General features: G+C 70.2%; 20 protein-coding genes and 2 tRNA genes. 6 read left to right on the forward strand and 16 right to left on the reverse strand.

The window, feature by feature from the left end:
- Window positions 1-153: 153 nt before the first annotated feature.
- The gene (leuS, locus tag ACFY5C_RS13275) at window positions 154-3036 is read right to left on the reverse strand and encodes a leucine--tRNA ligase (protein ID WP_389443889.1); all 2883 of its coding nucleotides are present in this window, start codon (window positions 3034-3036) and stop codon (window positions 154-156) included.
- A 613-nt stretch (window positions 3037-3649) separates the two neighbouring features.
- Here leuS and ACFY5C_RS13280 point away from each other — a divergent pair.
- Together ACFY5C_RS13280 and ACFY5C_RS13285 are read left to right on the forward strand one after the other, a co-directional pair.
- Window positions 3650-4873 carry a cytochrome b/b6 domain-containing protein gene (locus ACFY5C_RS13280; RefSeq protein WP_389444137.1) on the forward strand — a complete coding sequence of 408 codons (1224 nt, stop codon included), beginning with the start codon at window positions 3650-3652 and terminating at the stop codon, window positions 4871-4873.
- Window positions 4870-6480, forward strand: a complete 1611-nt coding sequence (locus ACFY5C_RS13285; RefSeq protein ID WP_389443891.1) for an NADH-ubiquinone oxidoreductase-F iron-sulfur binding region domain-containing protein — start codon at window positions 4870-4872, stop codon at window positions 6478-6480. Before ACFY5C_RS13280 ends, ACFY5C_RS13285 begins: the two co-directional genes overlap by 4 nt.
- A gap of 115 nt (window positions 6481-6595) precedes the next feature.
- Here ACFY5C_RS13285 and ACFY5C_RS13290 read toward each other — a convergent pair.
- Window positions 6596-6668 (reverse strand) — tRNA-Ala (locus ACFY5C_RS13290).
- Window positions 6669-6793: 125 nt separating this feature from the next.
- Here ACFY5C_RS13290 and ACFY5C_RS13295 point away from each other — a divergent pair.
- A complete protein-coding gene (locus ACFY5C_RS13295; protein WP_389443893.1) occupies window positions 6794-8035 on the forward strand; it encodes a glycosyltransferase 87 family protein in 1242 nt (413 codons plus the stop codon).
- On the opposite strand, the gene ACFY5C_RS13300 is transcribed toward ACFY5C_RS13295, so the two are convergent.
- From ACFY5C_RS13300 to ACFY5C_RS13335, 8 genes are all read right to left on the reverse strand, one after another.
- Window positions 8014-8247 (reverse strand): hypothetical protein, encoded by a 234-nt coding sequence (locus ACFY5C_RS13300; protein WP_003976229.1) that lies wholly within the window; start codon window positions 8245-8247, stop codon window positions 8014-8016. The two genes, ACFY5C_RS13295 and ACFY5C_RS13300, sit on opposite strands and share 22 nt — an antisense overlap.
- Before the next feature lie 438 nt (window positions 8248-8685).
- A tRNA-Ala gene (locus tag ACFY5C_RS13305) sits at window positions 8686-8758 on the reverse strand.
- Window positions 8759-8951: 193 nt separating this feature from the next.
- On the reverse strand, window positions 8952-9623 hold the full coding sequence (locus ACFY5C_RS13310; RefSeq protein ID WP_389443895.1) for a histidine phosphatase family protein: 672 nt from the start codon (window positions 9621-9623) through the stop codon (window positions 8952-8954).
- Window positions 9620-10066 carry a ribosome silencing factor gene (gene rsfS, locus ACFY5C_RS13315; RefSeq protein ID WP_389443897.1) on the reverse strand — a complete coding sequence of 149 codons (447 nt, stop codon included), beginning with the start codon at window positions 10064-10066 and terminating at the stop codon, window positions 9620-9622. Before rsfS ends, ACFY5C_RS13310 begins: the two co-directional genes overlap by 4 nt.
- Window positions 10067-10184: 118 nt before the next feature.
- Entirely contained in the window at window positions 10185-11897 is a 1713-nt protein-coding gene (locus tag ACFY5C_RS13320) for a LytR C-terminal domain-containing protein (protein WP_389443898.1), read from the reverse strand.
- A gap of 25 nt (window positions 11898-11922) precedes the next feature.
- Window positions 11923-12561 (reverse strand): nicotinate-nucleotide adenylyltransferase, encoded by a 639-nt coding sequence (gene nadD / locus ACFY5C_RS13325; RefSeq protein ID WP_383611116.1) that lies wholly within the window; start codon window positions 12559-12561, stop codon window positions 11923-11925.
- A gap of 79 nt (window positions 12562-12640) precedes the next feature.
- Window positions 12641-12805 carry a hypothetical protein gene (locus tag ACFY5C_RS13330; protein WP_107119861.1) on the reverse strand — a complete coding sequence of 55 codons (165 nt, stop codon included), beginning with the start codon at window positions 12803-12805 and terminating at the stop codon, window positions 12641-12643.
- 131 nt (window positions 12806-12936) lie between these two features.
- Complete coding sequence (locus ACFY5C_RS13335) at window positions 12937-13098, reverse strand: hypothetical protein (RefSeq protein ID WP_389443900.1); 162 nt, start codon at window positions 13096-13098, stop codon at window positions 12937-12939.
- A gap of 124 nt (window positions 13099-13222) precedes the next feature.
- On the opposite strand from ACFY5C_RS13335, the gene ACFY5C_RS13340 reads away from it, so the two are divergent.
- Window positions 13223-14335, forward strand: a complete 1113-nt coding sequence (locus ACFY5C_RS13340) for a M48 family metallopeptidase (protein WP_389443902.1) — start codon at window positions 13223-13225, stop codon at window positions 14333-14335.
- A 160-nt stretch (window positions 14336-14495) separates the two neighbouring features.
- On the opposite strand, the gene ACFY5C_RS13345 is transcribed toward ACFY5C_RS13340, so the two are convergent.
- From ACFY5C_RS13345 to proB, 5 genes are all read right to left on the reverse strand, one after another.
- Window positions 14496-15578, reverse strand: a complete 1083-nt coding sequence (locus tag ACFY5C_RS13345; RefSeq protein WP_389443904.1) for a hypothetical protein — start codon at window positions 15576-15578, stop codon at window positions 14496-14498.
- Window positions 15579-15699: 121 nt separating this feature from the next.
- Window positions 15700-16302, reverse strand: a complete 603-nt coding sequence (locus ACFY5C_RS13350) for a hypothetical protein (RefSeq protein ID WP_389443906.1) — start codon at window positions 16300-16302, stop codon at window positions 15700-15702.
- Window positions 16303-16439: 137 nt separating this feature from the next.
- Window positions 16440-17726: a glutamate-5-semialdehyde dehydrogenase gene (locus ACFY5C_RS13355; RefSeq protein WP_389443908.1), complete on the reverse strand. Its 1287-nt coding sequence runs from the start codon at window positions 17724-17726 to the stop codon at window positions 16440-16442.
- 124 nt (window positions 17727-17850) lie between these two features.
- Window positions 17851-18306: a hypothetical protein gene (locus ACFY5C_RS13360; RefSeq protein ID WP_389444139.1), complete on the reverse strand. Its 456-nt coding sequence runs from the start codon at window positions 18304-18306 to the stop codon at window positions 17851-17853.
- A 230-nt stretch (window positions 18307-18536) separates the two neighbouring features.
- Window positions 18537-19664 (reverse strand): glutamate 5-kinase, encoded by a 1128-nt coding sequence (proB, locus tag ACFY5C_RS13365; protein WP_389443910.1) that lies wholly within the window; start codon window positions 19662-19664, stop codon window positions 18537-18539.
- Between the two features lie 180 nt (window positions 19665-19844).
- Here proB and ACFY5C_RS13370 point away from each other — a divergent pair, with 180 nt between their 5' ends.
- Both ACFY5C_RS13370 and ACFY5C_RS13375 read left to right on the forward strand, forming a co-directional pair.
- Entirely contained in the window at window positions 19845-21266 is a 1422-nt protein-coding gene (locus ACFY5C_RS13370; protein ID WP_389443912.1) for a polysaccharide pyruvyl transferase family protein, read from the forward strand.
- A gap of 172 nt (window positions 21267-21438) precedes the next feature.
- Window positions 21439-23484, forward strand: a complete 2046-nt coding sequence (locus ACFY5C_RS13375; protein ID WP_389443914.1) for a hypothetical protein — start codon at window positions 21439-21441, stop codon at window positions 23482-23484.
- On the opposite strand, the gene ACFY5C_RS13380 is transcribed toward ACFY5C_RS13375, so the two are convergent.
- Window positions 23453-24679, reverse strand: coding sequence for a glycosyltransferase family 2 protein (locus ACFY5C_RS13380; protein ID WP_389443916.1), 1227 nt, complete (start codon window positions 24677-24679; stop codon window positions 23453-23455). The genes ACFY5C_RS13375 and ACFY5C_RS13380 overlap by 32 nt on opposite strands.
- Window positions 24680-24789 lie beyond the last annotated feature (110 nt).

The raw sequence follows: 24789 nt of genomic DNA on the forward strand, positions 1-24789 counted from the left end.
CGGTCGCGGCACACACCGCGTCACTCCTCAACGGTAAACGCAGCAGGCAGGCCCGGAGTTCCAGAAGAACCCCGAACCTGCCCGTAGGGGATCACCCCGAGCGGACGTCAGCCCCGGCCGAACCTCCGATTCGCCGGTCGCTCGCGCCTACGCCTACGCCGGAACGATGTTCACCAGCTTCGGCGCCCGCACGATCACCTTGCGGATCCCGGCGCCGTCCAGCGCCGCCACGACCTTCTCGTCGGACAGCGCCACCTTCTCCAGCTCCTCGTCGGAGATCGTGGGCGAGACCTCCAGGCGGGCCTTGACCTTGCCCTTGATCTGCACGACACAGGTCACGGTCTCGTCGACGACATACGCCGGATCGGCGACCGGGAAGTCCCGGTGCACCACCGAGTCGGTGTGCCCCAGCCTGCGCCACAGCTCCTCGGCGATGTGCGGGGCCAGCGGCGCGGCCATCAGCACCAGCGCCTCGGCGACGGAGCGCGTCAGAGGGCCGCCCGCCTTGGTCAGATGGTTGTTCAGCTCGGTGACCTTGGCGATCGCGGTGTTGAACCGCATGCCCTCCAGGTCCCCACGCACCCCGTCGATCGCCTTGTGCAGCGCACGCAGCGTGTCCTCGTCGGGATCGGCGTCCACCACCGTCACGGCACCGGTCGTCTCGTCGACGACGTTGCGCCACAGCCGCTGCAGCAGCCGGAACTGGCCGACCACCGCGCGCGTGTCCCACGGCCGGGACACGTCCAGCGGGCCCATCGCCATCTCGTACAGACGCAGCGTGTCGGCGCCGTACTCGGCGCAGATCTCGTCCGGAGTGACGGCGTTCTTCAGGGACTTGCCCATCTTGCCCAGCAGCCGGGAGACCTTCTCGCCCTGGTAGTAGTACGCGCCGTCGCGCTCCTCCACCTCGGCGGCCGGCACCGCGATGCCGCGGCTGTCGCGGTACACGTAGGCCTGGATCATGCCCTGGTTGAACAGCTTGTGGAACGGCTCCGCGGAGGAGACATGTCCCAGGTCGAACAGGACCTTGGACCAGAAGCGCGCGTACAGCAGGTGCAGCACGGCGTGCTCCGCGCCGCCGACGTACAGGTCGACGCCGCCGTGCGGCTGGCCCTCACGCGGACCCATCCAGTACTGCTCGATCTCGGGGTCGACCAGCTTCTCGCTGTTGTGCGGGTCCAGGTAGCGCAGTTCGTACCAGCAGGAACCGGCCCAGTTGGGCATGGTGTTGGTCTCACGCCGGTACCGCTTCGGACCGTCGCCCAGGTCCAGCGTGACGTTGACCCAGTCCTCGTTGCGCGACAGCGGCGTCTCGGGCTGGGTGTCGGCGTCGTCCGGGTCGAAGGTGCGCGGCGAGTAGTCCTCGACCTCGGGCAGCTCCAGCGGCAGCATCGACTCGGGCAGCGCGTGGGCGATGCCGTCCTCGTCGTAGACGATGGGGAAGGGCTCGCCCCAGTAGCGCTGGCGGCTGAACAGCCAGTCGCGCAGCCGGAAGTTGACGGTGCCCTCGCCGACACCGGACCGCTCCAGCCACTCGGTGATGCGCTCCTTGGCCTCGGCGACGCCCAGGCCGTCCAGGGAGATGTCCCCGTTGGAGGAGTTGATGATCTTCGCGTCGTACGACGTGAAGGCGTCCTCCCACGTCGAGGTGTCCGTACCCCGCCCGTCCGTCGGCTCGACGATGCAGACGATCGGCAGCTCGAAGGCGCGCGCGAACTCGAAGTCGCGCTGGTCACCTGCAGGAACGGCCATGATCGCGCCGGTGCCGTAGCCCATCAGGACGTAGTCGGCGATGAAGACGGGGACCTGCTCGCCGTTGACCGGGTTGGTCGCGTACGAGCCGATGAAGACGCCGGTCTTGTCCTTGGCCTCGGCCTGCCGCTCGACGTCGGACTTGGAGGCGGCCTGCGCGCGGTAGGCGGCGACGGCCTCGGCCGGGGTCGCGTGACCGCCGGTCCAGACGTCGTGGGTGCCCTCGGGCCAGGCGTCCGGGGTGAACTTCTCGACCAGCGGGTGCTCGGGCGCCAGCACCATGTAGCTGGCGCCGAACAGGGTGTCGGGGCGCGTGGTGAAAACAGTGATGCGCTCGCCGTCCACGGGAAAGTCGACGCGGGCACCCTCGGAACGGCCGATCCAGTTGCGCTGCTGCAGCTTGATGGCCTCGGGCCAGTCCAGCTCGTCCAGGTCGTCCAGCAGCCGGTCGGCGTAGGCGGTGATCCGCATGTTCCACTGGCGCAGCTTGGCCTTGAAGACCGGGAAGTTGCCGCGCTCGGAGCGGCCTTCGGCGGTGACCTCCTCGTTGGCCAGCACGGTGCCCAGGCCGGGACACCAGTTGACCGGCGCGTCAGAGGCGTACGCCAGCCGGTACTCGCCCAGGATGTCCGCGCGCTCGGCGACGCTCAGCTCGCTCCACGCACGCGTGCCGCCGTCAGCGGCCGGTACCGCACGCTCACCGGACTCGAACTCGGCGACCAGCTCCGAGATCGGACGGGCCTTCTTCGCCTCACCGTCGTACCAGGAGTTGAAGATCTGCAGGAAGATCCACTGGGTCCACTTGTAGTAGTCCGGGTCGATCGTGGCGAACGACCGGCGCTTGTCGTGGCCCAGACCCAGCCGGCGCAGCTGGCTCTGCATGTTCTTGATGTTGGCCTCGGTCGACACGCGCGGGTGCGTGCCGGTCTGCACGGCGTACTGCTCGGCGGGCAGGCCGAAGGCGTCGAAGCCCAGTGTGTGCAGGACGTTGTGACCGGTCATGCGCTGGAAGCGCGCGAAGACGTCGGTGGCGATGTAGCCCAGCGGGTGACCGACGTGCAGGCCCGCTCCGGAGGGGTACGGGAACATGTCCATGATGAACTTCTTGGGCTTGGCGACCAGCTCGGGGTCGCCCGCCAGGTCACCCTTGGGGTTCGGCGCCGCGTATGTGCCCTCGACGTCCCAGAAGTCCTGCCAGCGTGCCTCGATCTCGGCCGCCATGGCGGCCGTGTAGCGGTGCGGCGCGGCCACCTCGGCGGTGGCAGCGGAGTTCGTCTCGCTCATGATCCTCAAAGCTCCATCGATCGTCTCTGCAAGCGGCTGCAGTTCTCCGGAAACGAAAAATCCCCTCGCACAGGAGGGGACGCCGCGCCGATTCCGACCATCCGATTCGCCCGGTGGTCGGGACTGATCAGCGCGGCCCGCTAAGCAGAAGGCGTACGGCACGCATGGCGTCAGGGTACCGCAGCGCCCGAGCGGGTCGCGACGGACTTCCGCGGGGCGCATGACGGGGCTCACGAGGGGGCTCACGCATGAACAACCGCGCCCCCGATTCCGTACCTGAGAGTTGTGAAGACCTCGAAAAGTTGAATAACGCTCAACTGTTACCTGGCGTAACAGTCGCTAAGGGACAACACACGCCCCGCGCAGCCCGTAGATAACAACGCAATAACTCAAACGCCGTACTCCCCGGTATGGAGCCACTTAGAGTGCGGCAGCGGGACCGCCTTCCCGAACCGTTCGGAGTTGCCCCCATGAACCCTCGTCCCCACAGCAGCCCGCCCCTCAGGCCGGATCGCCCGGCCCGGGGGGCGTCGGTCGCTCACACTCGGTCACCCATACCCCTCATCGCGTTTTCGGGAGGCATGCCGTGACGACGGATCCAAACGACAGTGTGATGGACGACGCCTTCTTGGAGTTCCTCAACTTCGGCGCCGGCGTGCTGTCCCTCGTCTGTCTCACCTGCTCGGTGATCTGGGGGCTCGTCGCCCAGGACCGGATGATCCTGAACACCCGGCAGCGGCTCATCGCGCAGGCCATCCACCGAGTGACCGCTGTGGCGTCGATCGCGTTCCTCCTGGTGCACATCGGTGTGAAGCTGGCACTGGAGCACGCCAGCCCGATCGCCGCGCTGATCCCCTTCGGCCTGGTGTTCGCCGGCGGCAGCGAGATCCCGGGCAGCGCCTTCCTCATCGGCCTGGGCACCCTGGCCGCCATGCTCATGATCTTCGTCGGCGTCACCGGCGCGCTGCGCAACCGCTTCGCGTCCCCGGCGCCCGTCGCGGCGCGCTGGCGGATGATGCACATGCTGGCCTACCCGGCCTGGTGCGCGGCCCTGCTCCACGGACTGTTCGCCGGCCGCCCGGCGGCGACGTTCTTCATGGTGTGTTACGAGCTGTGTGTGGTCGCCGTCGCCGCGGCACTGGCCCTGCGCGCGGCACCGCGCCCCTTCAAGCGCAAGGTCGCCGACCGGCTCGCCCAGATCATCGGCAACGAGCCCGCGGGCCGCGAGGGCCTGGAGGAGAGCCGCGCCAGGGCGGCGTCCAGCTCCTCGCTGCCGGGCTACGAGAGCCGGCGCCCGGCGCGCGACGAGCGCCCGGGCCGCCTGCCCGGCATGCCCTCCCAAGCCCCCTCGGCAGCGGAGACCACCGGCGGATTCGCCGCCGCCTACCGCGCCGTGTCACCCCGCTCCGGCGGGCAGCAGCAGCCCTATGCGTCCGACCGGACCGCACGCATGGACCTGCCCCTGGACATGCAGCCGACGGAGGCGATCCCGCGCGTGGACGGCGGCGGCAGCACCTCGGGCAGTTGGCCGATCCCGTCCCCACCGCCGGTCGGCGAGGCGCCCCCGTCGGCCTACGACCCGCTCAACGACACCGGATACAACATCCCCATCTACGACAATTCGGGCACCCCGAACTATGACTCGGGGGCTTCGGGCTACGGTTCGAGTGATGTGTACGACACCGCTGAGACAAACGCCGTCTTCGGTACGTACAACCAGAACGACACGTACAACAACAGCGGTCCCGCCACTGAAACTTTCCCCGGTGCCTCCTACGACTTCGACGCACCGGGTTCGGGCGAACCTTGGAACACGCCTTCCGGAGGCTTTAAGTGAACGAGGCCCTGCCCGACGTACCAGAAGTCCGCGTAGTCGGTCTTCCGCAGCTCACGTCGGGCTTCGACCTTGTCGAAAGACTTGATCTGCCCATGCACCTGAAGGTGCACGGGCCGCTCGAACCGATGGGCGGCGAGCAACTCGCGAAGCTCGCCGAGAACATCAACCTGAAGGGCCGCGGCGGCGCGGGCTTCCCCTTCCACAAGAAGCTGCGCGCGGTCGCCGAGTCCGCGATCAAGCGTGGCGTACGGCCGGTCGTCGTGGTCAACGGCAGTGAGGACGAACCGGCCTGCCGCAAGGACACGGTGATGATCAACCGTGCCCCCCATCTCATCCTGGACGGGGCGCTGCTGTGCGCCGAGGCCCTGGGTGCCCGCACGCTCGTGATTGCTGTGACCCGGGAGTCCACCCAGCGCTCCATGGAGGCCGCCCTCTCCGAACGCGGACTCAGCAACAGCCGTCGGTCCGCGCTACGCGCGTTCGTCCAGCGCAACCCGGTGCGCATGGTCACCGGCGCCGCCGCCTCCGTGATCCGCTCCATCGACGGCGGCCCGGCGATCCCGGCCGGCCGCAAGGTCAGCGCCTCACAGAACGGCGTCGGCGGCGCCCCCACCCTGCTGTCCAACGCCGAGACGTTCGCCCAGCTGGCCATCGCCGCCCGCATCGGCCCGGAGCGCTACGGCAACACCGGCCTGTACGACGAGCCGGGCACCGTCATGCTCACGGTCTCCGGCGCGGTCGCCCGCCCGATGGTCATCGAGGTCCCCACGGGAGTGCCGCTGCGGTACGTCCTCCAGCTCGCCGGCGCCCCGCCGGTCCCGCAGGGCGTGCTGACCGGCGGCTACCACGGCAAGTGGATCGACGCGGCGACGGTCAACGAGACGATCGTCTCGCGCAACTCCCTGGACGCGGTGGGCGGCGCGCTCGGCGCCGGCGCGATCCTGCCGATCACTCAGGAGACCTGCCCGCTGGGCGAGTCGCTGCGGGTGGCCCAGTGGCTGGCCGAGGAGAGCGCGGGCCAGTGCGGCCCCTGCTACCTCGGTCTGCCGGCCGCCGCGCGCGGCCTGGAGGACATTCTCAACGGCGGTGGCCCGGCCGCCCTGGAGGCGCTCAAGCAGGTCGCCAAGAACGTGAAGCGGCGCGGCGCGTGTTCGCACCCCGACGGCTCCGCGATGTTCCTGGAGTCGACCATCAAGGCGTTCACGGACGACCTCGCGGCGCATGTCCTCGGCAACGGCTGCGGACGGCCCGTGGAGGGCGTTCTGCCGCTCTTCGAGGGCGGCAGGGCTCCGTCGGGCATCCCGGGCGGCGCCGAGTCCGAGGAGAACGGCCCCAGCCGCCAGAAGATCTACGTCGACTGGACGCTGTGCCGCGGGCACGGCCTGTGCGCGGACATCCTCCCGGAGGTCTTCCAACTGGGCGCCGACGGCTTCCCCACCGTCGCCCAGGCGAAGGTGCCTCGCTACGCCGAGGCCAAGGCCCTGCGCGCGGTGCGCCGTTGCCCGGCCCTCGCCCTGCGCCTGGAAGAGGACACCCGCGCGCAGGAGTCGTCCCGCAACCTGCCGGTCCTCTCCCAGGGCCGCGGCAGGCGGGCGCTGGGTCGCTGAAGCAGGGCACGCACGCGTAGAGGGGCCGCCCACACCGGACGGCCCCTCGTTCGCACAGCTGCGCACCGCACAAAAAAGATCCCGCCGGATCGAACCGATCCGGCGGGATCTGCTGTGGAGCTAAGGAGAATTGAACTCCTGACCTCCTGCATGCCATGCAGGCGCTCTACCAACTGAGCTATAGCCCCTTGCGGCCACGAGGCGGAGCCGCATCTTGACTGCGGCGCCCGGTTTCCCCGGCGGCGACGCCAACATTACCGGTCGACCTCACGGAGCACCAAATCGTTTCCGACCCGGACCGGTACGGCCGCTAATGTCGTACTTCGTGACCGCGATCGCGCCCTCCGCAGTCCGCCGCCGAGCGCCGGTCGCCGTGGGCGCCTGCCTGGTCTCCTTCGCCGCGTTCTGGATGGCTCAACGTGCCGCGCACGTCTCGATGATCGACCTGATGGTGTACCGGGCCGAGGGCGCGACCGTACGCACGGGAGGCGACCTGTACACGCTGCGGGCGACAGCCGCCCGGCTGCCCGCCACCTACCCGCCGTTCGCGGCCTTGCTGTTCACGCCGCTGACCTTCCTCGACACGGCGACGCTGCGCACCCTGGCGACGGCCGGGAACCTCGCACTGCTCGTGGTGTTCGTACGGCAGTCCCTGCGCCTGGTCGGGCACGCGCGCGTGGACAGCGCCTGGTGGGTCGCGGGGGTGGCCGTATGGTGCGAGCCGGTGTGGACAACGCTGCGGTACGGGCAGATCAACCTGCTGCTCGCCGTCCTGGTGCTGTGGGATCTGTCACGCCGCCCGGAGGCCCGCTGGACCGGCGTCGGGATCGGGCTCGCGGCAGCCGTGAAGCTGACGCCGGCTCTGTTCGCGGTGTTCCTGCTCGCCACCGGTGTCGTGGCCCGGCGCCGGCACGGCTGCCGCGGCCCCTGGCTGCGGCACGCGCGCGTGGCGGCCACCTCGTTCGCCGGGGCGAGCCTGTTGGCCGTGGCCGTACTGCCGTACGACTCCTGGCGTTTCTGGACCCGCGTCGTCTTCGCCGCCGACCGCGTGGGGCACGCCGAGGACACCGCGAACCAGGCCCTGCGCGGCGTTCTCGCGCGCCTGCTGCACACTCCGGAGCCCGGGGCCGCCTGGGCGCTCACGGCGGCCGTGGTGGGCGCGACAGGGCTCGGTGTGGCGGTCGCGGCGGAGTTGCGCGGAGGGCGGGCCTGGGCGGTGACCGTCTGCGCGGTGACGGCCCTGCTCGTCAGCCCCGTGTCCTGGTCGCACCACTGGGTGTGGTGCGTGCCGGCGGTCATGCTCCTCGGCACGCACGCGTACCGGCTCGCCGCCCTCGGCTCACTGCTGGCCTTCTCGTCGTACGCGCTGTGGTGGGTGCCACACGGCGCAGGGCGGCACGAACTGCACCAAAACGGAATCGAGTTGATGATGTCTGCCCTGTACGGGATGTTCGGGTGCCTTTTCCTCGTGATCGCCGGGGTCGCCCTCAGGACTCTCAGCGGCCCCGGCCGCGGTCATGCCGTGACGGTCGGTCAAGCCGTCACGAAGGAATAGAAGCGCTTGAGCGTGCAGTGCTCTTCGAGGAGACGGCCGTAGATCGGCTCGCCCTCGAGTTCACGGTAGGTCTCGATCGGGTCGCCCTTTATGATCAGCGCCCGCGCGCATTCCTCGCACCAGTACTGGTAGTCGGGGTTCACCGGTTCCATGTCACGGACGATCGGCGTTCCGCTGCCGCACCAGTCGCACTTTCGCCTGTGTGCACCCATCGATCAGCTCCAGCTGTGGCCGCAGGCCGTGCACACGTAGGAAATTCCGCCGTTGTCCCCAAGGAGCTGGGCGACGTGGACGGAGCCGCAGGAAGGGCAGCTGAGGCGGGTGATCGTATCCCGTGCCAACGCTGCTCCGAAGAGGCCACCGGCCTCTCCGAAGATGCTCGCAGGCATCGCAACTCCCTCCCGTCGGGCCGCGCCCCCTTCGGCCGTTTGATTCTGCCACGGCCGGACCAATACGGTCAGCGACGCCTCAGTACCAGTCCGGACACGGCAGCCTCCGCGGCCGAACGAAGCGTGCGAACACGCACCCCAAAGCGCCTCTTGAGAGGTATACGCCTGCGAGGCCCAAGTGACTCAAGACGGACCCGAACAGTTCGGATACCAGAAGATCCCGCCGATCGAAGCGATCGGCGGGATCTTGTTGTCTCGCTGTGGAGCTAAGGAGAATTGAACTCCTGACCTCCTGCATGCCATGCAGGCGCTCTACCAACTGAGCTATAGCCCCTTGTGCCACGCGGACGAACCGCAGTGGTCTTTCGCCCCGCTCGGCGGGGCGAACAAGAAGAACTTTAGCCTGCGACCTGCCGGAAAGTGAAATCCGGGTCCCGGGCCGCCCCGGCCGGGACCACCGGCGTCAGTCGTCGTCGGCGTCAGTCGTCGTCGGCGTCAGTCGTCGTCGGCGTCAGTCGTCGTCGGCGTCAGTCGTCGTCGCCGAGCACCGGCTCCGGCAGGGTGCCGGCGTTGTGCTCCAGCAGACGCCAGCCGCGAGCACCCTCGCCCAGGACGGACCAGCAGCAGTTGGTCAGGCCGCCGAGGCTCTCCCAGTGCCTGGGCTCCAGGCCGAGGAGGCGGCCGATCGTCGTACGGATCGTGCCGCCGTGGCTGACCACGACCAGCGTGCCGTCCTCCGGGAGCTTCTCGGCGTGCCGGAGCACCACGGGCGCGGCGCGGTCGGCGACCTCGGTCTCCAGCTCGCCGCCGCCGCGACGCACCGGCTCACCGCGCTTCCACGCGGCGTACTCCTCGCCGTACCGGGCGATGATCTCCTCGTGCGTCAGCCCCTGCCAGACGCCCGCGTAGGTCTCCCGCAGGGCCTCGTCGTGCATGACCTCCAGGCCGGTGAGCGTGGCGAGCTCGGCGGCCGTGTGTGCCGCGCGCTGGAGGTCGGAGGCGATGATCGCGTCGGGCTTGAGCCCGGCGAGCAGCCGGGCGGCGCGGCGGGCCTGGGAGATGCCGGCCTCGGTGAGGGGGACGTCCGTGGAGCCCTGGAAGCGGCGCTCCACGTTCCAGGAGGTCTGGCCGTGCCGCCACAGAATGACGCGGCGGCCCTTGCCGGGCCGGCCCGCGGCCACCTCACCGGTGGCACTCATCGCCACTCACCACCCAGCTCGGCCGCCTCCTCGGCAGCCTGGACCTTCGCGTGCTCCGCGGCCTTGCCGCGGGTGGCCCTGGCGTCCTCGGGCAGCTCCAGCTCGGGGCAGTCCTTCCACAGCCGCTCCAGGGCGTAGAAGACGCGCTCCTCGCTGTGCTGGACGTGGACGACGATGTCGACGTAGTCGAGCAGCACCCAGCGGGCCTCGCGGTCGCCCTCGCGGCGCACCGGCTTGACGCCGAGCTCCTTCTGGAGCCGCTCCTCGATCTCGTCGACGATCGACTTGACCTGGCGGTCGTTGGGTGCGGAGGCCAGCAGGAAGGCGTCCGTGATCGACAGCACGTCGCTGACGTCGTAGGCGATGATGTCGTGCGCGAGCTTGTCGGCGGCTGCCTGGGCGGCGGTGTTGACGAGCTCGAGGGAACGGTCGGTAGCGGTCACTACAAGGCTTTCGGTCGGCGGACACTTGACACCTAGGGTCTCACGGACCGCCGACAGCACCCCACGTGATTATCGGCTCACGTGGGGTGCCCCGGGTGTCGAGTGGGGCGCGGCCCCGCTACGAGGACGACGGCTCGTAGTCCTGGCCGAGGACCACCGAGACGTCCGCGTTCCCGGACGTCTCGCCCTTGCTGACCGCTTCGGAGGACAGACCCAGGGTCTTGGCGACCTCGGTGGCGTCGTCCTTGTCGGCGGCGTCGGCGTAGACGACCTCGGAGGTGGCCGCGGTGGACGCGGTGCCGCCCTCCAGGAAGGTGAAGCCGCCGTTCAGCAGCACCACGCGGGCCGCGTTGGTGTTGTCCTTGACGCCGCTGGCATTGCGGACGGACACGCGGACCGCGGCGTCCTTGCTGGGGCTCTTGGCGCTGCCGCCGAGGACTTCCTTGACGACGCTCGCGCTCGCCTGCGCGCTCAGCGTGCCGTCGGTCTGGACGGGCAGCATGGCCGTCTTGTAGTCGCCGCCCTTGGCGAGGTCGGCGAGCTTGGCGAGGAAGGCGCCGAGGTCCTTGTCGGTCAGCGGCGGCTCGATGATCATCCCGAGCGTCTGCACGGTGGTGGTCGCGCCCTGCGTGTCCGAGGTCAGCTTGCGCAGCACGGCCTGCATGACCTGCCCGAACCGCTCCAGCTGGGCGTTCTGCGCCTCGCCGGAGCCCTGGTAGGTGGCGTAGGCGACGGCCGTCTTGCCGCTGAGGGTCTGCGCCTTGCCCTTGCGGACGAGGGGCGCGGCGCCCTTGGACTTGGCCTCCGGGTCGGGCACGTCGGCGTTGGTGTCGACCTCGATGTTGCCGACCAGGTCGACGAGGTTCTGCAGGTACGGGGTGTCCAGCCGCCAGGTGCCCTGGATCTCGGTCCCGAGGACGGTGTCGATCGCGTCGCGCGTCCCGGAGGAGCCGTCGTCGTCGACCGACTTGGCCAGGGTGGTCGTACTGCCGTCGTCGCCGGTCAGGGCGAGCGAGTTGGGCATCAGGACGGTGGTGCCCTGCCGGGTGGTGGCGTTGTCGACGAGCAGCGCCGTGGAGGTGCCGCCGCTCTTGGTGTTGTGCAGATGGACGACGATCACGTCACGCTTCTGGGCGCCCACGGGCGTCGCGGTGTCTGTCTTGTCCTCCGACGCCGCGAGGCCGGGCAGCTTCCCGGCGTACCAGAGGTAGCCGACGCCGCCTCCCGCGGCGATCGCGAGCACGACCACGAGGGCGATGACACGCGCGCGTGCCCGTCGCCGGGCCTCCTCACGGCGCTCGGTGCGGTTCTCGGTGAACTTCAGCCAGTCGATGACGTCCTCGGAGTCCTGGTCGGGCTCCTCGACGAAGGCGAACTGTTCGGTGCGGTAGTCCCCGTCAGCGCGCCCCTGACCCACCGGTTCCTCGACCGGCCCGGCCTGCTGCGGGATGTAGGCGGTCTGCTCCGCGACCCGCTGCTGCTGACCGCTAGTGGCGGTACGGCCGTACGGGTCATACGGCGCCGAGTGCGCGGCGCCGTGGTGCTGCTGCTGGTGCGTGCCCGTGCCGTACGGGTCGTAGCCGGCCGTGGGCGGCTGCTGACCGGTGTCGCCGGACCCGTAGGGGTCGTACGGCGGCGCCGGCTGCTGCCGACCGGTCGCGTACGGGTCGTAGCCGTAGCCCTGCTGTGCGTAAGGGTCGTACTGCTGCTGGGGCTGCTGTTGCTGCTGCGGGATCTGCCGGTACACCGGCTGCCCGTACTCGTCGTAGCCGACCAGTTCGTACTGGTCCGCCTCGTATCCCGCGCTCCCCGCGTCGTATCGGTCGTTCACCGGTAGCCCCTCTCGGCTCACTGCCTCACTCGCCGCGGTACAGCTCGCGCTTGTCGATGTAGCGCACGACTCCGTCCGGCACCAGATACCAGATGGGGTCTCCCTTTGCGACTCTCGCGCGGCAATCGGTGGACGAGATGGCCAGCGCGGGAACCTCGACCAACGAGACACCGCCTTCCGGGAGCCCCGGGTCGTTGAGGTGATGGCCGGGCCGGGTGACCCCGATGAAGTGCGAGAGGGAGAACAGCTCCTCCGAGTCCCGCCACGTCAGGATCCGGTCGAGGGCGTCGGCGCCGGTGATGAAGAACAGGTCCGTGTCGGGGTTGAGCGCCCGCAGGTCGCGCAGGGTGTCCACGGTGTACGTCGGGCCGCCGCGGTCGATGTCGATGCGGCTGACGGAGAACTGCGGGTTCTCGGCCGTGGCGATGACCGTCATCAGATAGCGGTCCTCAGCCGGGGAGACGTGCCGGTGGCTCTTCTGCCACGGCTGGCCGGTGGGCACGAACACGACCTCGTCGAGGTGGAACTGCGCGGCGACCTCACTGGCCGCGACGAGGTGGCCGTGGTGGATCGGGTCAAACGTTCCACCCATGACGCCGAGGCGGCGCTTGGCACGGTTCGACGGGCCGTTTCCGGGGCCGGTAGGCATGTCCTGCTCTCCCATGCGTGCAGACCCTACCGGCCCCGCCTGAGGGCTCCGGCCGGGCAGCTGCCGGCCGGACCGGGAAGGGCCTGGCCGGGACTCAGCGGTCGCGGTTGAAGCGGGTGGTGATCCACAGCAGGAGCAGCAGGATGACGAAGGCGCCACCCCCGGTGAGCCACGGGCTGATGCTGTTGTGGTTGCCACCGTGCTCCTCGCCCTCGGCGGCGAGGGTGACCAACTGGGCAGCGGCGCTGTGGAAGCTCATCTTCGGCGTGACCTATCCGGTGTGGGCGGGATAAAGATGTCGGCCCATCGTAAGCGGGCGCCATGACGGCGATCACGCCGACTCCACCGTTGGGGCGCCTTCGACGGTCCGCGGGGAACCTTCCCGGCGGCTCAGTCGTCATTCCGCCTGTAGCCCCGCAACAGGAACCACGCGGTCAGCACACAGCCCACGACCATCACGATCAGTACGACGCGGAGCAGATTTCCCGCCCCCTGCTGCTCGGCCGCGCTCGCGGCCCCGGTGAGCCAGGTGGCCGGGGGATTGTGCTCCATGACGCGGAACTCCTTCGCTGTAGTGCCCGTCCACGGTAACTCCGCCTAGGCTGGGCTCTGCTTCGGGGGCGCAAAGGGCGGAACAAGGCTCCGCAAAGGGCCGTAGAGAGCCATCCAGACGCACATGGGGGAAGACATGTCCGAAGGCCACGAGCACACCGGGCACGAGAACGTACCGAGCAGGCAGCGCAGGCGTTTCCCGGGGATCTCCTCGCGTGCGTACGAACACCCGGCGGACCGCTCGGCCCTGGTGGCCCTGCGCAAGCTCAGCGGCTTCGACACCGTCTTCAAGGCCCTGAGCGGCCTGCTCCCGGAGCGCAGTCTGCGGCTGCTCTTCCTGTCCGACTCGGTGCGGGTGTCGGACCAGCAGTTCGCGCACCTCAACGACATGCTGCGGGACGCCTGTTACATCCTGGACCTGGAGAAGGTCCCGCCGATGTACGTCAACCAGGACCCGGTGCCGAACGCGATGTGCATCGGCCTGGACGAGCCGATCATCGTGGTCACGACGGGCCTGGTCGAGCTGCTCGACGAGGAGGAGATGCGGGCGGTCGTCGGCCACGAGGTGGGCCACGCGCTCTCCGGCCACTCCGTCTACCGCACGATCCTCCTCTTCCTCACCACCCTGGCGGTCCGGGTCGCCTGGATCCCCCTGGGCAACATCGCGATCATGGCCATCGTGACGGCGCTGCGCGAGTGGTTCCGCAAGTCGGAGCTCTCCGCCGACCGCGCCGGCCTGCTGGTCGGCCAGGATCTCCAGTCCTCCATGCGCGGCCTGATGAAGCTCGCGGGCGGCCACCATCTGCACGAGATGAACGTGGACGCGTTCCTGAAGCAGGCCGAGGAGTACGAGGCGGGCGGCGACCTGCGCGACTCGGTCCTGAAGATCCTGAACGTCCTGCCGCGCTCCCACCCCTTCACCACGGTCCGCGCGGCCGAGCTGAAGAAGTGGGCCGAGTCCCGCGACTACCAGCGGATCATGGACGGCCACTACTCGCGCCGCGACGAGGACAAGGATGCCTCGGTGACCGACTCCTTCCGCGAGTCCGCCTCCCACTACGCCACCCACGTGAAGTCCTCCAAGGACCCCCTGATGAAGCTGGTCACGGACATAGCGGGCGGCGCAGGCGACCTGGGCGGCCGCGTACGCCGAGGCTTCGGCGGCTTCACAAGCGCACCCCCGAAGGACGAGCCGAGGCGCGACGACACGGACGGCACCGGCCCAGCCGACAACTGACGGCCCGCAAAGTCAGCCGTCCGGCGTTTGAGGACGAGGCCGTTCAGGCCGATGGCCGGGGTCTGGGGGCGGCAGCCCCCAGGGGCCGGGGCCGAAGGGGCAGCGCCCCTTCAAGGACGGGAAGGGTAGGGGCGGCGGGGGCGTGAAAAACCCCCGGCGCTCAGACCTTCGGCTGGGACCCCGAAGCCAGCGACCCGCACAGCGCCGTCGCCCCACCCGTGGCATAGGGGTCGGTCCCCGCAGGACCACCCTCCTTCGCCGTCTGCCCGGCCAGCAGCGGATGCAGCCGGTTCGTGGAGTCCTCGGCGCACGACAGCGGCCCCGCCTGCACGTAGGACACGACCAGCTGGGCCTGATGCAGCCGCAGGTCCTCCCGGTCGAACCGGAAGTGCAGCTCCCGCCGCACGGTGAACAGCGAGGCCTCGGCCGCCTTCTCCCCGGACCCCGCCCGCACCGCCCGCAGCGCGTACACAAACGTGTGATCGGCCGTGACCTCGAGCGTGGACGAGTCCGTCTCCGCCGCCTGCAGCGTCCCCTGCACCCGGATCTTGCGATCCGCCAGCTCGGCCTGGGAGGGGTCGAAGCGCACGAGCCACCCGGTCGGCGCATGCCGCCCGTCCGCGGCGGGCTGCCTGAAGCTCTGGTCGAACTGGTCCAGCTGATCGGGATCCAGCAGCACCCGGACCGGACGGTTCTGCTCACCGGTGAGCACCTCGGGATACAGCGAGGAGCGCACGATGTAGTCCTTGGCGATGCTCAGCGCGTTCGTCACCTGGCTGTCCGAGAAGTGCGCGGTACGGCGGGCGGCCGGCAGCGGTATGCCCTCCGCACCGAGCCGGAACTGAGCGGCGGGGCTGTGCGCGTACAGGTTCTCCGTGTCGCTCGCCCCGGGCACCTTGCCCTCCGGGGCGAGCGGGATGACGGTCATGCGCAGCGGCTCGGCGGGCGGCCCGGAGTTCGCCGGGGTCTGGTAGGGGTGCCGTACACCCATGTAGATCGCCGTACCGAAGGCCACGGCGATCAACAGGACCAGGATCAGTGCCTGCCGGGACAGGCCGCGCCGCAGTGGTGCCCGGTGGCGCACGGCCGGCGCGTGGTCGGCAATGCGCTCCTGCGCGGAGAACTCCTGGAGGCGGGCAGCACGGACGAACGACTCGTCGAAGACGACGGATCGGTACTCGTCCTCGCCACCTCCGGGGCCGCCCTCGGGTGTCCCCTCAGGTGGGTCTCCTGGCCCTCCCATATCTTCAGGGTAGGTCGCCAGGAGCTCAGGTAAACGCCCTGCTGCACGACAAGTTCTGACAGGTTCTCACCAGGATCGTCAGACAGCGCTCAGTGGCGTTCAGGCCATGGATCGGGGCCGATCAGGGCGTGCGCGGGGTCGCCGAGATGGCCGGTTGGGAGTGGTCGGCGGAGGCGGAGGGAGCGGCTGCGCTGCCCTGTTCCAGCCCGGTCGAAGCAGGCGCCGGGACCTGCTCCCGGCCGCCTGAGGAGGCGCCGCGGTAGACCGCCGTGAACGCCAGCGCGACCATGCCGATGCCCATCACGAGGGCGAGCATCCAGGCCACGGGACGGTGCCAGCGGACCTGCTTGCCGTACGTCCCGGGAGCGCCGTAGCGCCCCTCCAGGATGTCCGTGTCGTCCAGATCGTCCAGCTCGGGGTCATGGCCGAAAGAAGGGCGGTCATCGGGGCCGTACCCGTCGTCGTACCGCTCGCCCCGGCCGTGACTCCGGCGGGCCTCCGCCTCGGAGGCCTCCGCTCTCGCCTGGGCGGCGGCCAGGAGGCGCTCGACGGCGGTCGGCTCGTGCACCGCAGCCGCACGTACGAAGGCCTCGTCGAAGACCACGGAGGCGAACTCTTCGTCCGACACCCCGCGGTCGTGGTCGTCGTCGGGCTCCCAGCCGTCAGGGAACGGCGTGCCCCCCACGTCCTCCGGCACGGCTCCAGAGTAGACCTGGGGGGTCAATTTGGGCAGACGGTATGGAAATTCATCTGCCTGGTGAGACACCTGTCGTGCGGCACGGAGGCTGCCCGGGGGCGCGTGTCTGACGCATATGCCCTGGCCGCGCGCCCCTACGCCGTACGGGTTGAGCACCATACGGGTCAGCGCCGTACGTGCCCGTCGCCGGTGACGATGTACTTGGTGCTGGTCAGCTCGGGCAGCCCCATCGGTCCGCGGGCGTGCAGCTTCTGCGTGGAGATGCCGATCTCCGCGCCGAAGCCGAACTGGCCGCCGTCCGTGAAGCGGGTGGACGCGTTCACCGCGACCGTCGTGGAGTCGACCAGCTGGGTGAAGCGGCGGGCGGCCTGCTGCGAGGTGGTGACGATGGCCTCGGTGTGGCCGGAGGTCCACAGACGGATGTGCTCGACGGCCTTGTCCAGCGAGTCGACGACCGCGGCGGCGATGTCGTACGACAGGTACTCGGTCTCCCAGTCCTCGGCGGTCGCCTCGACGACGGTCGCCTTGGAGTCCTTGCCGTACGCCATCACCCGCTCGTCGGCGTGCACGGTCACCCCGGCCTCCGCGAGGGCGTCCAGGGCACGCGGCAGGAACTCGGGAGCGATGTCCTGGTGGACCAGGAGGGTCTCGGCGGAGTTGCAGACGCTGACGCGCTGGGCCTTGGAGTTGATCAGGATCTCGATCGCCATGTCGAGGTCGGCGTGGGCGTCGACGTAGACATGGCAGTTGCCCGTGCCCGTCTCGATCACCGGGACGATGGACTCGGTGACCACCGTCTGGATCAGCGAGGCGCCGCCGCGCGGGATCAGCACGTCGACGAGCCCGCGGGCCCGCATCAGCTCCCGTACGCTCTCGCGGCTCTCCCCGGGCACCAGCTGCACGGCGTCGGCGGGCAGCCCGGCCCCGCCCACGGCGTCGCGGATCACCCGGACGAGTGCGCTGTTCGACTCGTACGCCGAGGCCGAGCCGCGCAGCAGTACGGCGTTGCCGGACTTCAGGCAGAGGGCGGCGGCGTCGACGGTGACGTTCGGGCGGGCCTCGTAGATGATCCCGACGACGCCCAGCGGGACGCGGACCTGGCGCAGGTCGATGCCGTTGGGGAGGGTCGAGCCGCGGACGACCTCACCGACCGGGTCGGGCAGCGCGACGACGTCCCGCACGTCGGAGGCGATGGCCCGCACGCGCTCCGGCGTCAGCGTCAGCCGGTCGATGATCGCCTCGCTGGTGCCGGCCTCGCGTGCCTTGACGATGTCCTTGGCGTTGGCCTCGACGATTTCGCTCGTACGGACCTCCAGGGCGTCCGCGATGGCGAGCAGCGCGTCGTCCTTCTCGGCCCGCGGCAGCGGGGCGAGGTCGGCGGCGGCGGCCTTGGCGCGGTAGGCGGCCCGGTTGACCGGGGACATGGAGTCGTACGGCGAAAGCGTGGTCATGAAAGAAGGGTAGTGCGCCTGCGTGGGCGGTCCATCGTGTGTTCCGAACCGCGAGACGGAACCGAAACGCGACCCTCGCCCTCTTTTGCCCGCCCCCCCCCCGCCCCGCCCCCGCTGCTACGCGCTAGAACGGGTGGACACCCACCGGAGTCGCCGGCGGCGGTCCGAAGCCTTCGGCGAGCCGCAGGTGGTAGGTCTCGCGGTCGATGACCTCCAGTCCGACGATCTCCCAGGGCGGCAGACCCGCGCTCTGCCGGTGCTCGCCCCACAGGCGCAGGGCGACCGCGGCGGCGTCGTGCAGGTCGCGGGCCTCTTCCCAGTAGCGGATCTCGGCGTGGTCGCACGCGTACCGGCTGGTCAGCAGAAAGGGGTGGTCGTGGGCGAGCTGTTCGAGGGCGCGCCGCACCTCCTTCAGAGGGGCTTCCTGACCGGAGACGCTGAGGGTGACGTGCCACAGGCGGGGCAGGTCCTTGGGCTCCTCGTAGCGGTCGCCGGCCGCGACGCTCGTCAAGGCGCGCTCCTCACCGGCCGCACGGGACGAGGCCCCACCGGCACTGCGGGACGCCGTCCCAGGGCGCACTCGTCTCACGACGGCCTCCTTTACGCAGTGACCGACTCGGTGGTCGTGCGGAATGTGTCCCGTAGACAAAGTTGAGCAGGCCGCAAGGGCTCGCGGGGCGGTTTTGCGGAACGTCCACCTCAGGGCGACGTCGGCAACGGGGCGTTCCCCCTGTTTTCGGCACCCCTGGGCACTGGAGGGCACCCAGAACCCCGGGATCACCAAGGCATGAGCCCCACGGCCACCGAGCTCTACGGCTCCAGGATCACCAGGTCGTCCCTGTGCACGACCTCCCGCTCGTACTCCGCCCCCAGCTCCCGCGCCAGCTCCCGCGTCGACCGCCCGAGCAGTTGCGGCACCTCCTTGGCGTCGAAGTTGACGAGCCCGCGTGCGACCGCGCGCCCGGCGCTGTCGCGCAGCTCGACCGGGTCGCCCGCGCTGAACTCGCCCTCGACTGCGGCGATCCCGGCCGGCAGCAGGGACATCCGGCGTTCGACGACCGCCCGTACCGCGCCGTCGTCCAGGGTCAGCGAGCCCTGCGGGGTGGAGGCGTGCTGGAGCCACAGCAGGCGGTCGGCAGAGCGCTTGCCGGTGGCGTGGAAGTAGGTGCCGGTGTCACCGCCGTGCAGCGCCTCGGCCGCGTGGACCGCGCTGGTGAGGACGACCGGGATGCCCGCGGCGGCCGCGATCCGGGCGGCCTCGACCTTGGTGACCATGCCGCCGGTGCCGACCCCGGCCCGGCCCGCGCTGCCGATCTCCACCTCCGCCAGATCCTGCGGACCGTGCACCTCCGCTATCCGCGAGGTCCCGGGCTTGCTGGGGTCGCCGTCGTACACGCCGTCCACGTCGGACAGCAGCACCAGCAGGTCGGCCCGCACCAGATGCGCCACGAGCGCCGCGAGCCGGTCGTTGTCGCCGAAGCGGATCTCGTCCGTGGCAACGGTGTCGTTCTCGTTGACGATCGGGAACGCGCCCATCGCGAGGAGCTTGTCGAGGGTGCGGGAGGCGTTGCGGTGGTGGGCGCGGCGGCTCATGTCGTCGCTGGTCAGCAGCACCTGGCCGACACGGACGCCGTGGCGGGCGAAGGAGGCGGTGTAGCGGGCGACGAGAAGGCCCTGGCCGACGCTGGCGGCGGCCTGCTGGCGAGCCAGGTCCTTGGGGCGGCGGCGCAGGCCCAGCGGCGCGAGACCGGCGGCGATGGCGCCGGAGGAGACGAGGACGACCTCCCTCTCCCCACCGCTGCGGCTCTTCGCGAGGACGTCGACGAGCGCGTCGACGCGGTCGGCGTCCAGTCCGCCGGACGCGGTGGTCAGCGACGAGGACCCCACCTTGACGACGATCCTGCGGGCCTCGCGTACACCCTGCCTTGCCCCTGCCACCTGTGCTGTTTCCCCTCGCGTACGTCCGGTTCCCCTGTCCGGCAATCTACGCGAAGAGGATCGCGCGGCGCGCGGCGATTCCACCTCCCGGACAGCCGGGCGGTAACGGCCTGCTCACGCGTTGCATACGGCAAAAAGGTTGCGCTGGTTGCCTGTAGAAGTAAAAGACGGCGCAAACTTATGTTGAACGCTGTGCCACACGAAGCTCACCACGTTCACCGCGCGAAGCGGCTCCTCCTCCGCTCGGGCAAGAGCCCCTACGAGGTCGTCCCCGTCGAGGAGGCCCTCCATCGGGACGTCATCGCCACCAACGCCGGCAACCTGATCTTCAGCGACGCCACCCACAAGATCCTTCAGACCCCGCGCGCCGAGGTCGTCTCGAACGGCATCCGCACCGACGTCTCGGCGGCGGGCCGGATCAACGAGGAGTACGACGCCTTCGTCGTCCCGCTCGCGAACGCGTTCCGGCCCTCGTTCGAGGGGCAGCTGAAGCGGCTGACGCGGCTGATCACCAAGCTGCGCATTCCCGTGGTCGTGGTGGGGGTCGGCGCGCAGGCCGGGCTCGGCTACAACGCGGCACGGCTGAAGGGCATCGAGCCCGCGGTGCGCGAGTTCGTCTCCGCCGTACTCGACCGCAGCGCCTCGATCGGGGTGCGCGGCGAGTTCACCGAGAAGTACCTCAACGATTTGGGGTTCCGGGACGTCGAGGTCATCGGCTGCCCGTCGCTGTTCCTCTACGGCAAGGAGCTCACTGTCACCAAGCGGGAGCCGGCCCTCGGCGCCGGCTCCCGGATCGCGGTCAACGGCTCGCACAGCGCGGTGAGGTCGCAGGGCCTGGACCGGGTCATCACCCGCGCCCACGCCCGCTACCCCTACCTGCGCTTCATCGGCCAGAACCTCAGTGACGCACGGCAGTTGCACTGGCGGGACCTGTCCGACCCGAACGGCACGGTGACCGCGATGCCGACGCACCCCGACCACCCGATGTACCGGGAGGACAAGGTCCGCGTCTACATCGACCCGGTCACCTGGATCGACGACCTGCGCCCGTTCGACTTCTCCTTCGGCTCCCGCATCCACGGCAACATCGCGGCGCTGCTGGCGGGCACGCCGGCGACCGTACTGTGCGGCGACTCGCGCACGCTCGAACTGTGCCGCTACTTCGACATCCCGCACCGCCGGATCGACAAGCTGACCGAGGACGTGGACCCCGCGGCGCTGTACGAGGAGGCGGACTTCGGCGCCCTGATGAGCGGCCACCAGGAGCGGTTCGAGCGGTTCACGGCGTTCCTGGACAGAAACGGCCTGGAGAACACGTTCACGCACGGCGACGGCGGCGCCGCCTTCGACGCACGCATGAAGTCGCTGTCCTTCCCGGCAGGCATCCGCCCCTGGAACGACGCCGACCTGACCTCGCTCACCAGCAGGTTCGGCTGGCTGCAGAGCCGTATCACCGAACTCGCCACGGACAACGACCGGTTGCGGCGCGACCTGGCCCGCACGGCCAAGGGCGGCGCGGCGGTGCCGACGGCGTCCGTCTACCGCCGGGCCCGCCGGGTGGTCGGCGGACCGATCCGCAGGGCACTCCAATCGGGACGGTAGGGGGCCGGGGTCCCCGGCCGCCTCGGCGGGCGCCGGGGCACCCGGCAGCCCCGGTCACTCCAGGCCCCCAGGACACATGCGTGTCGTCCGCAGGCCGCCGCGCGTTAACCCGGGCGCACCACGACCCGTAACCCGACGCCCGCGTCCCGCGCCGATCTTGGAGTGACCGCAGTTGCCCGCACCCCTGTCCCGCATCCCGGCGAGAGCGCTCGTCACGGCTCTCCTGGCCGCCGCCTTCTGCGCCCAGGCCGTGGCGGCGCTGCGCCCGCACGTCCCGCTGCTGCTCGGCGCGACGGCCCTGTCCCTGGCCGTCGAGGGCGTGCTGCTGCGCTGGCAGCGCGGCATGCTGTCGGTGTTCGCCAAGTCGCACGCGGACATCACCGTGCGGCATGTGCTGCGGGACCTGTTGCTGATCGTGTGCCTGCTGCGGCTGGGCGAGCAGCACCGGGAGCCGGTGTACACCCCGCTGATTGCGGGCCTGCTCGCCTTCTACGTCCTGCACTGCGCGATCCAGGCGGCCTCTGTGCTGGTCCGCCGCACCCGCACGCTGCCGGTGGTCACCCGCAACATCGACGCCACCGCCCTGCGGCTGTCCCCCGCCCCGCCCATCCTGCTGCGCCGCCCGGGGCCCCGCCTGCTGGTCTTCGGCCTCCCGGCCACGGCCGGCCTGCTGGCCACGGCGACCACCGACGACCCCCGCTGCGCGGCCCTGGGCGTCGCACTCTCCCTGGGCCTGGCCCTGGTGGGCCTGTGCGACCTTCTCGTACGGCTGCTGCCGAGCCGTCGCCCGGCGGGTGAGCGGGAGACGCTGGAGTGGCTCGACGCCTGGCTGGCGGAGTACCGGCCGACGGCCGGGCTCTACTTCTCCGGCGGCGCGTCCTCGGCGTACCAGGCGAACATGTGGCTGGAGCCCCTCGCGAAGCTCGACGGACGGCCGCTGATCGTGCTGCGCGAGCGGTTCATGGTGCAGAAGATCGCGCCGACCGACGTGCCGGTCCTGTGCCTGCCGAAGGTCTCCACGCTGATGCGTCTGGAGGAGTCCTCGCTCCAGGTCCTCATCCACCCCTCGAACTCCGGCAAGACCTCCCAGGTCCTGCGCATCCCCACGCTCAAGCACACCTTCGTCAACCACGGGGAGAGCGACAAGCTGTCGTCGTGCAACCCGTACGCGAAGGCCTACGACGAGGTGTGGGTGGCCGGTCCGGCGGCGCGCGAGCGGTACGCGTACGCCGAGGTCGGCGTCGAGGACAAGGACGTCGTGGAGATCGGCCGCCCGCAGCTGGACGACGTCCGGCCGTACGCGGGCCCGCCGAGCGGGGCGTGCACGACGGTGCTGTACGCCCCGACCTGGGAGGGCTGGGACGGCAACCCCGGCAACACCTCGGTGATCGAGGCCGGCGAGAACCTCGTACGGGCGCTGCTCGCGGACGCGGGCGTACGGCTGCTCTACAAGCCGCATCCGCTGACGGGGTCGGTGGATCCGCGAGCGGGGGCCGCCGATCTGCGCATCCGCGAGCTGATCACGGCGGCGAACCGGGAGCGGACCGGCGAGCGCCCGCATGACACCGGTGAACTCGCCCTTCGTACCGCGGAGTTGGACCGGCTCACCACGACCGACGTGCGGGCGTCCGCCGATCAGCTCGAGCGGATGCTGCTGCAGTCGGCGCCGGAGCCGGGGCGGGCGCAGGCGGTGACGCGGGCGACGGCGGCCTGGGAGGAGGCGTACTGGGCCTCGCTGCCGGAGTGGGAGCACCAGGTCGTCACGGCCGCCCGGCCGACGCTGTACGCCTGCTTCAACGAGGCGGACCTGCTGATCAGCGATGTGTCCAGCGTGATCAGCGACTTCCTGGCGAGCGGGAAGCCGTACGCCGTGGCGAACACCAGCGGCCTTGCGGAGGACGTGTTCCGCAAGGCCTTCCCGACCGTGCGCGCGGGGACGGTGCTGACGCCGGACGCGGCCGGGGTGCCGGAGCTGCTGGACGCGGTACGACACCCCGAGAAGGACCAACTGGTCGAGGCCCGGGTGGAGTTGAAGCGGCACCTGCTGGGACCGGACGAGCCGCCGTCACAGGTGCGCTTCAACGAGGCCGTGCAGTCGCTGTGTTCGGAGGCCGGCGAGCACCGCGCCCGGATGGCGGAGCGGCTGGCCGCGGAGACCCCCGAGATCCCCGATCAGCGACGGTCCTTCACGCCGCAGCGGCCCGCCCACCCGGCGTAGCCCCGCCCGAGGAACTCAGCGTCCGGCGCGCTTTGCGCACCGCCCGCCGCAGGAACGAGTCCACGCCGCCCTCCCGGTATCCGGGGAAGGCACGGGCCTCGCGCGGTTCGGCGAGGTACACGGAGTCGGGTATGCCGGCCGCGGCGTCCCGGAAGTGCGGGTAGGCGAGGTAGACCCGGCGGCCCTTCTTCTCCAGGAGGGCCGCCGCCTGCTTCTTGGCCTTGACGAACTGCACGACGTCCAGCAGGAGTTCGGGGCGCTGCTCGGCGACGAGGTGCAGCCGCAGCCGCTCGTGGACCTTGAGCCGGCCGGCGATGCCAGGGGTCCAGTAAGCATCCATGAGGGGCTTGGCGAGCTCAAGCTTGTGCTGCCGGACCTTCTCGCTGTCCTTGGCGTACCGGGGTCCGAACTGCGGCAGCAGGGTGATGAGGAAGGGCCGGAGCATGAGCTGGTCGCGCCGCGGGCCCGCCGGTACGTGCTCGGCGATCAGGTTCATCAGGGCGCGCGCGGAGTCGAAGCGCAGGGTGTAGCCGCCGCTCTTGGTCACGTGCTTGCCGTCGTCGCGGCCCACCAGGTAGTAGCAGGTGTGGTCGGCCACGACGGAGACGCCGTCCGCCCGCAGGTAGGCCTCCATCGTGAACAGCGCGTCCTCGCCGGTCCACAGGGACTCGTCGAAGCGCATGTCGTGCCGGGTCAGCAGGTCGCGGCGGAACAGCTTCTGCGCGCTCAGCGTGAACTTGATGTTCGAGGAGAAGACGTCGGTACGGTCCAGCGTCTTGCCCCACATCGACTTGGGCGCGGTGCGGTTGACGCCTTCGATGCGGCCCAGCACCACGTCCGTGCCGTTTTTGTCGGCCATCGCGACCATGCGCTCCAGGGCCTCGGGGCCCAGCCGGTCGTCGGCGTCCAGGAAGAACACGAAACGCCCTGCGGCCTTCCCCAGACCGACGTTGCGCGGGCCGCTGGGGCCGCCCGAGTTCTCCTGCCGGATCACGGTGACCGGCATCGCCGCGCGGGCGGCGAACTCCTCCAGGCACTCCCCCGTGCCGTCCGTCGAACCGTCGTCGACGGCGATGACCTCGATGCGCCCCGGGCCGATGGTCTGCGCCTCGACGGAAGCCAGGCACTCGACCAGGTACGGCATCGCTTCGTACGCCCCGATGATCACAGTCACATCAGGCTGCGTGACGGTCACGTTTCCCCCTTGTCAACGGGATATTTCCCCCGTATCGCCTCATTCGCTACTTGGTAGACGGCTGGCCGTTGCAAGCGGTTGCCTCAGGCCGGTGCTTTGGTGGGCCAGAT

Origin of the sequence: Streptomyces sp. NPDC012935 (assembly GCF_042900345.1) — a bacterium.
GTDB lineage: Bacteria > Actinomycetota > Actinomycetes > Streptomycetales > Streptomycetaceae > Streptomyces.

What these genes read in the sequence shown, in the direction of transcription:
- leuS (WP_389443889.1), bottom strand. Translation starts at nt 3,036, where the DNA reads ATGAGCGAGACGAACTCCGCTGCCACCGCCGAGGTGGCCGCGCCGCAC.
- ACFY5C_RS13280 (WP_389444137.1), top strand. Translation starts at nt 3,650, where the DNA reads ATGGACGACGCCTTCTTGGAGTTCCTCAACTTCGGCGCCGGCGTGCTG.
- ACFY5C_RS13295 (WP_389443893.1), top strand. Translation starts at nt 6,794, where the DNA reads ATGTCGTACTTCGTGACCGCGATCGCGCCCTCCGCAGTCCGCCGCCGA.
- ACFY5C_RS13300 (WP_003976229.1), bottom strand. Translation starts at nt 8,247, where the DNA reads ATGGGTGCACACAGGCGAAAGTGCGACTGGTGCGGCAGCGGAACGCCG.
- ACFY5C_RS13310 (WP_389443895.1), bottom strand. Translation starts at nt 9,623, where the DNA reads ATGAGTGCCACCGGTGAGGTGGCCGCGGGCCGGCCCGGCAAGGGCCGC.
- nadD (WP_383611116.1), bottom strand. Translation starts at nt 12,561, where the DNA reads ATGGGAGAGCAGGACATGCCTACCGGCCCCGGAAACGGCCCGTCGAAC.
- ACFY5C_RS13330 (WP_107119861.1), bottom strand. Translation starts at nt 12,805, where the DNA reads ATGAGCTTCCACAGCGCCGCTGCCCAGTTGGTCACCCTCGCCGCCGAG.
- ACFY5C_RS13335 (WP_389443900.1), bottom strand. Translation starts at nt 13,098, where the DNA reads ATGGAGCACAATCCCCCGGCCACCTGGCTCACCGGGGCCGCGAGCGCG.
- ACFY5C_RS13340 (WP_389443902.1), top strand. Translation starts at nt 13,223, where the DNA reads ATGGGGGAAGACATGTCCGAAGGCCACGAGCACACCGGGCACGAGAAC.
- ACFY5C_RS13345 (WP_389443904.1), bottom strand. Translation starts at nt 15,578, where the DNA reads ATGGGAGGGCCAGGAGACCCACCTGAGGGGACACCCGAGGGCGGCCCC.
- ACFY5C_RS13355 (WP_389443908.1), bottom strand. Translation starts at nt 17,726, where the DNA reads ATGACCACGCTTTCGCCGTACGACTCCATGTCCCCGGTCAACCGGGCC.
- ACFY5C_RS13370 (WP_389443912.1), top strand. Translation starts at nt 19,845, where the DNA reads ATGTTGAACGCTGTGCCACACGAAGCTCACCACGTTCACCGCGCGAAG.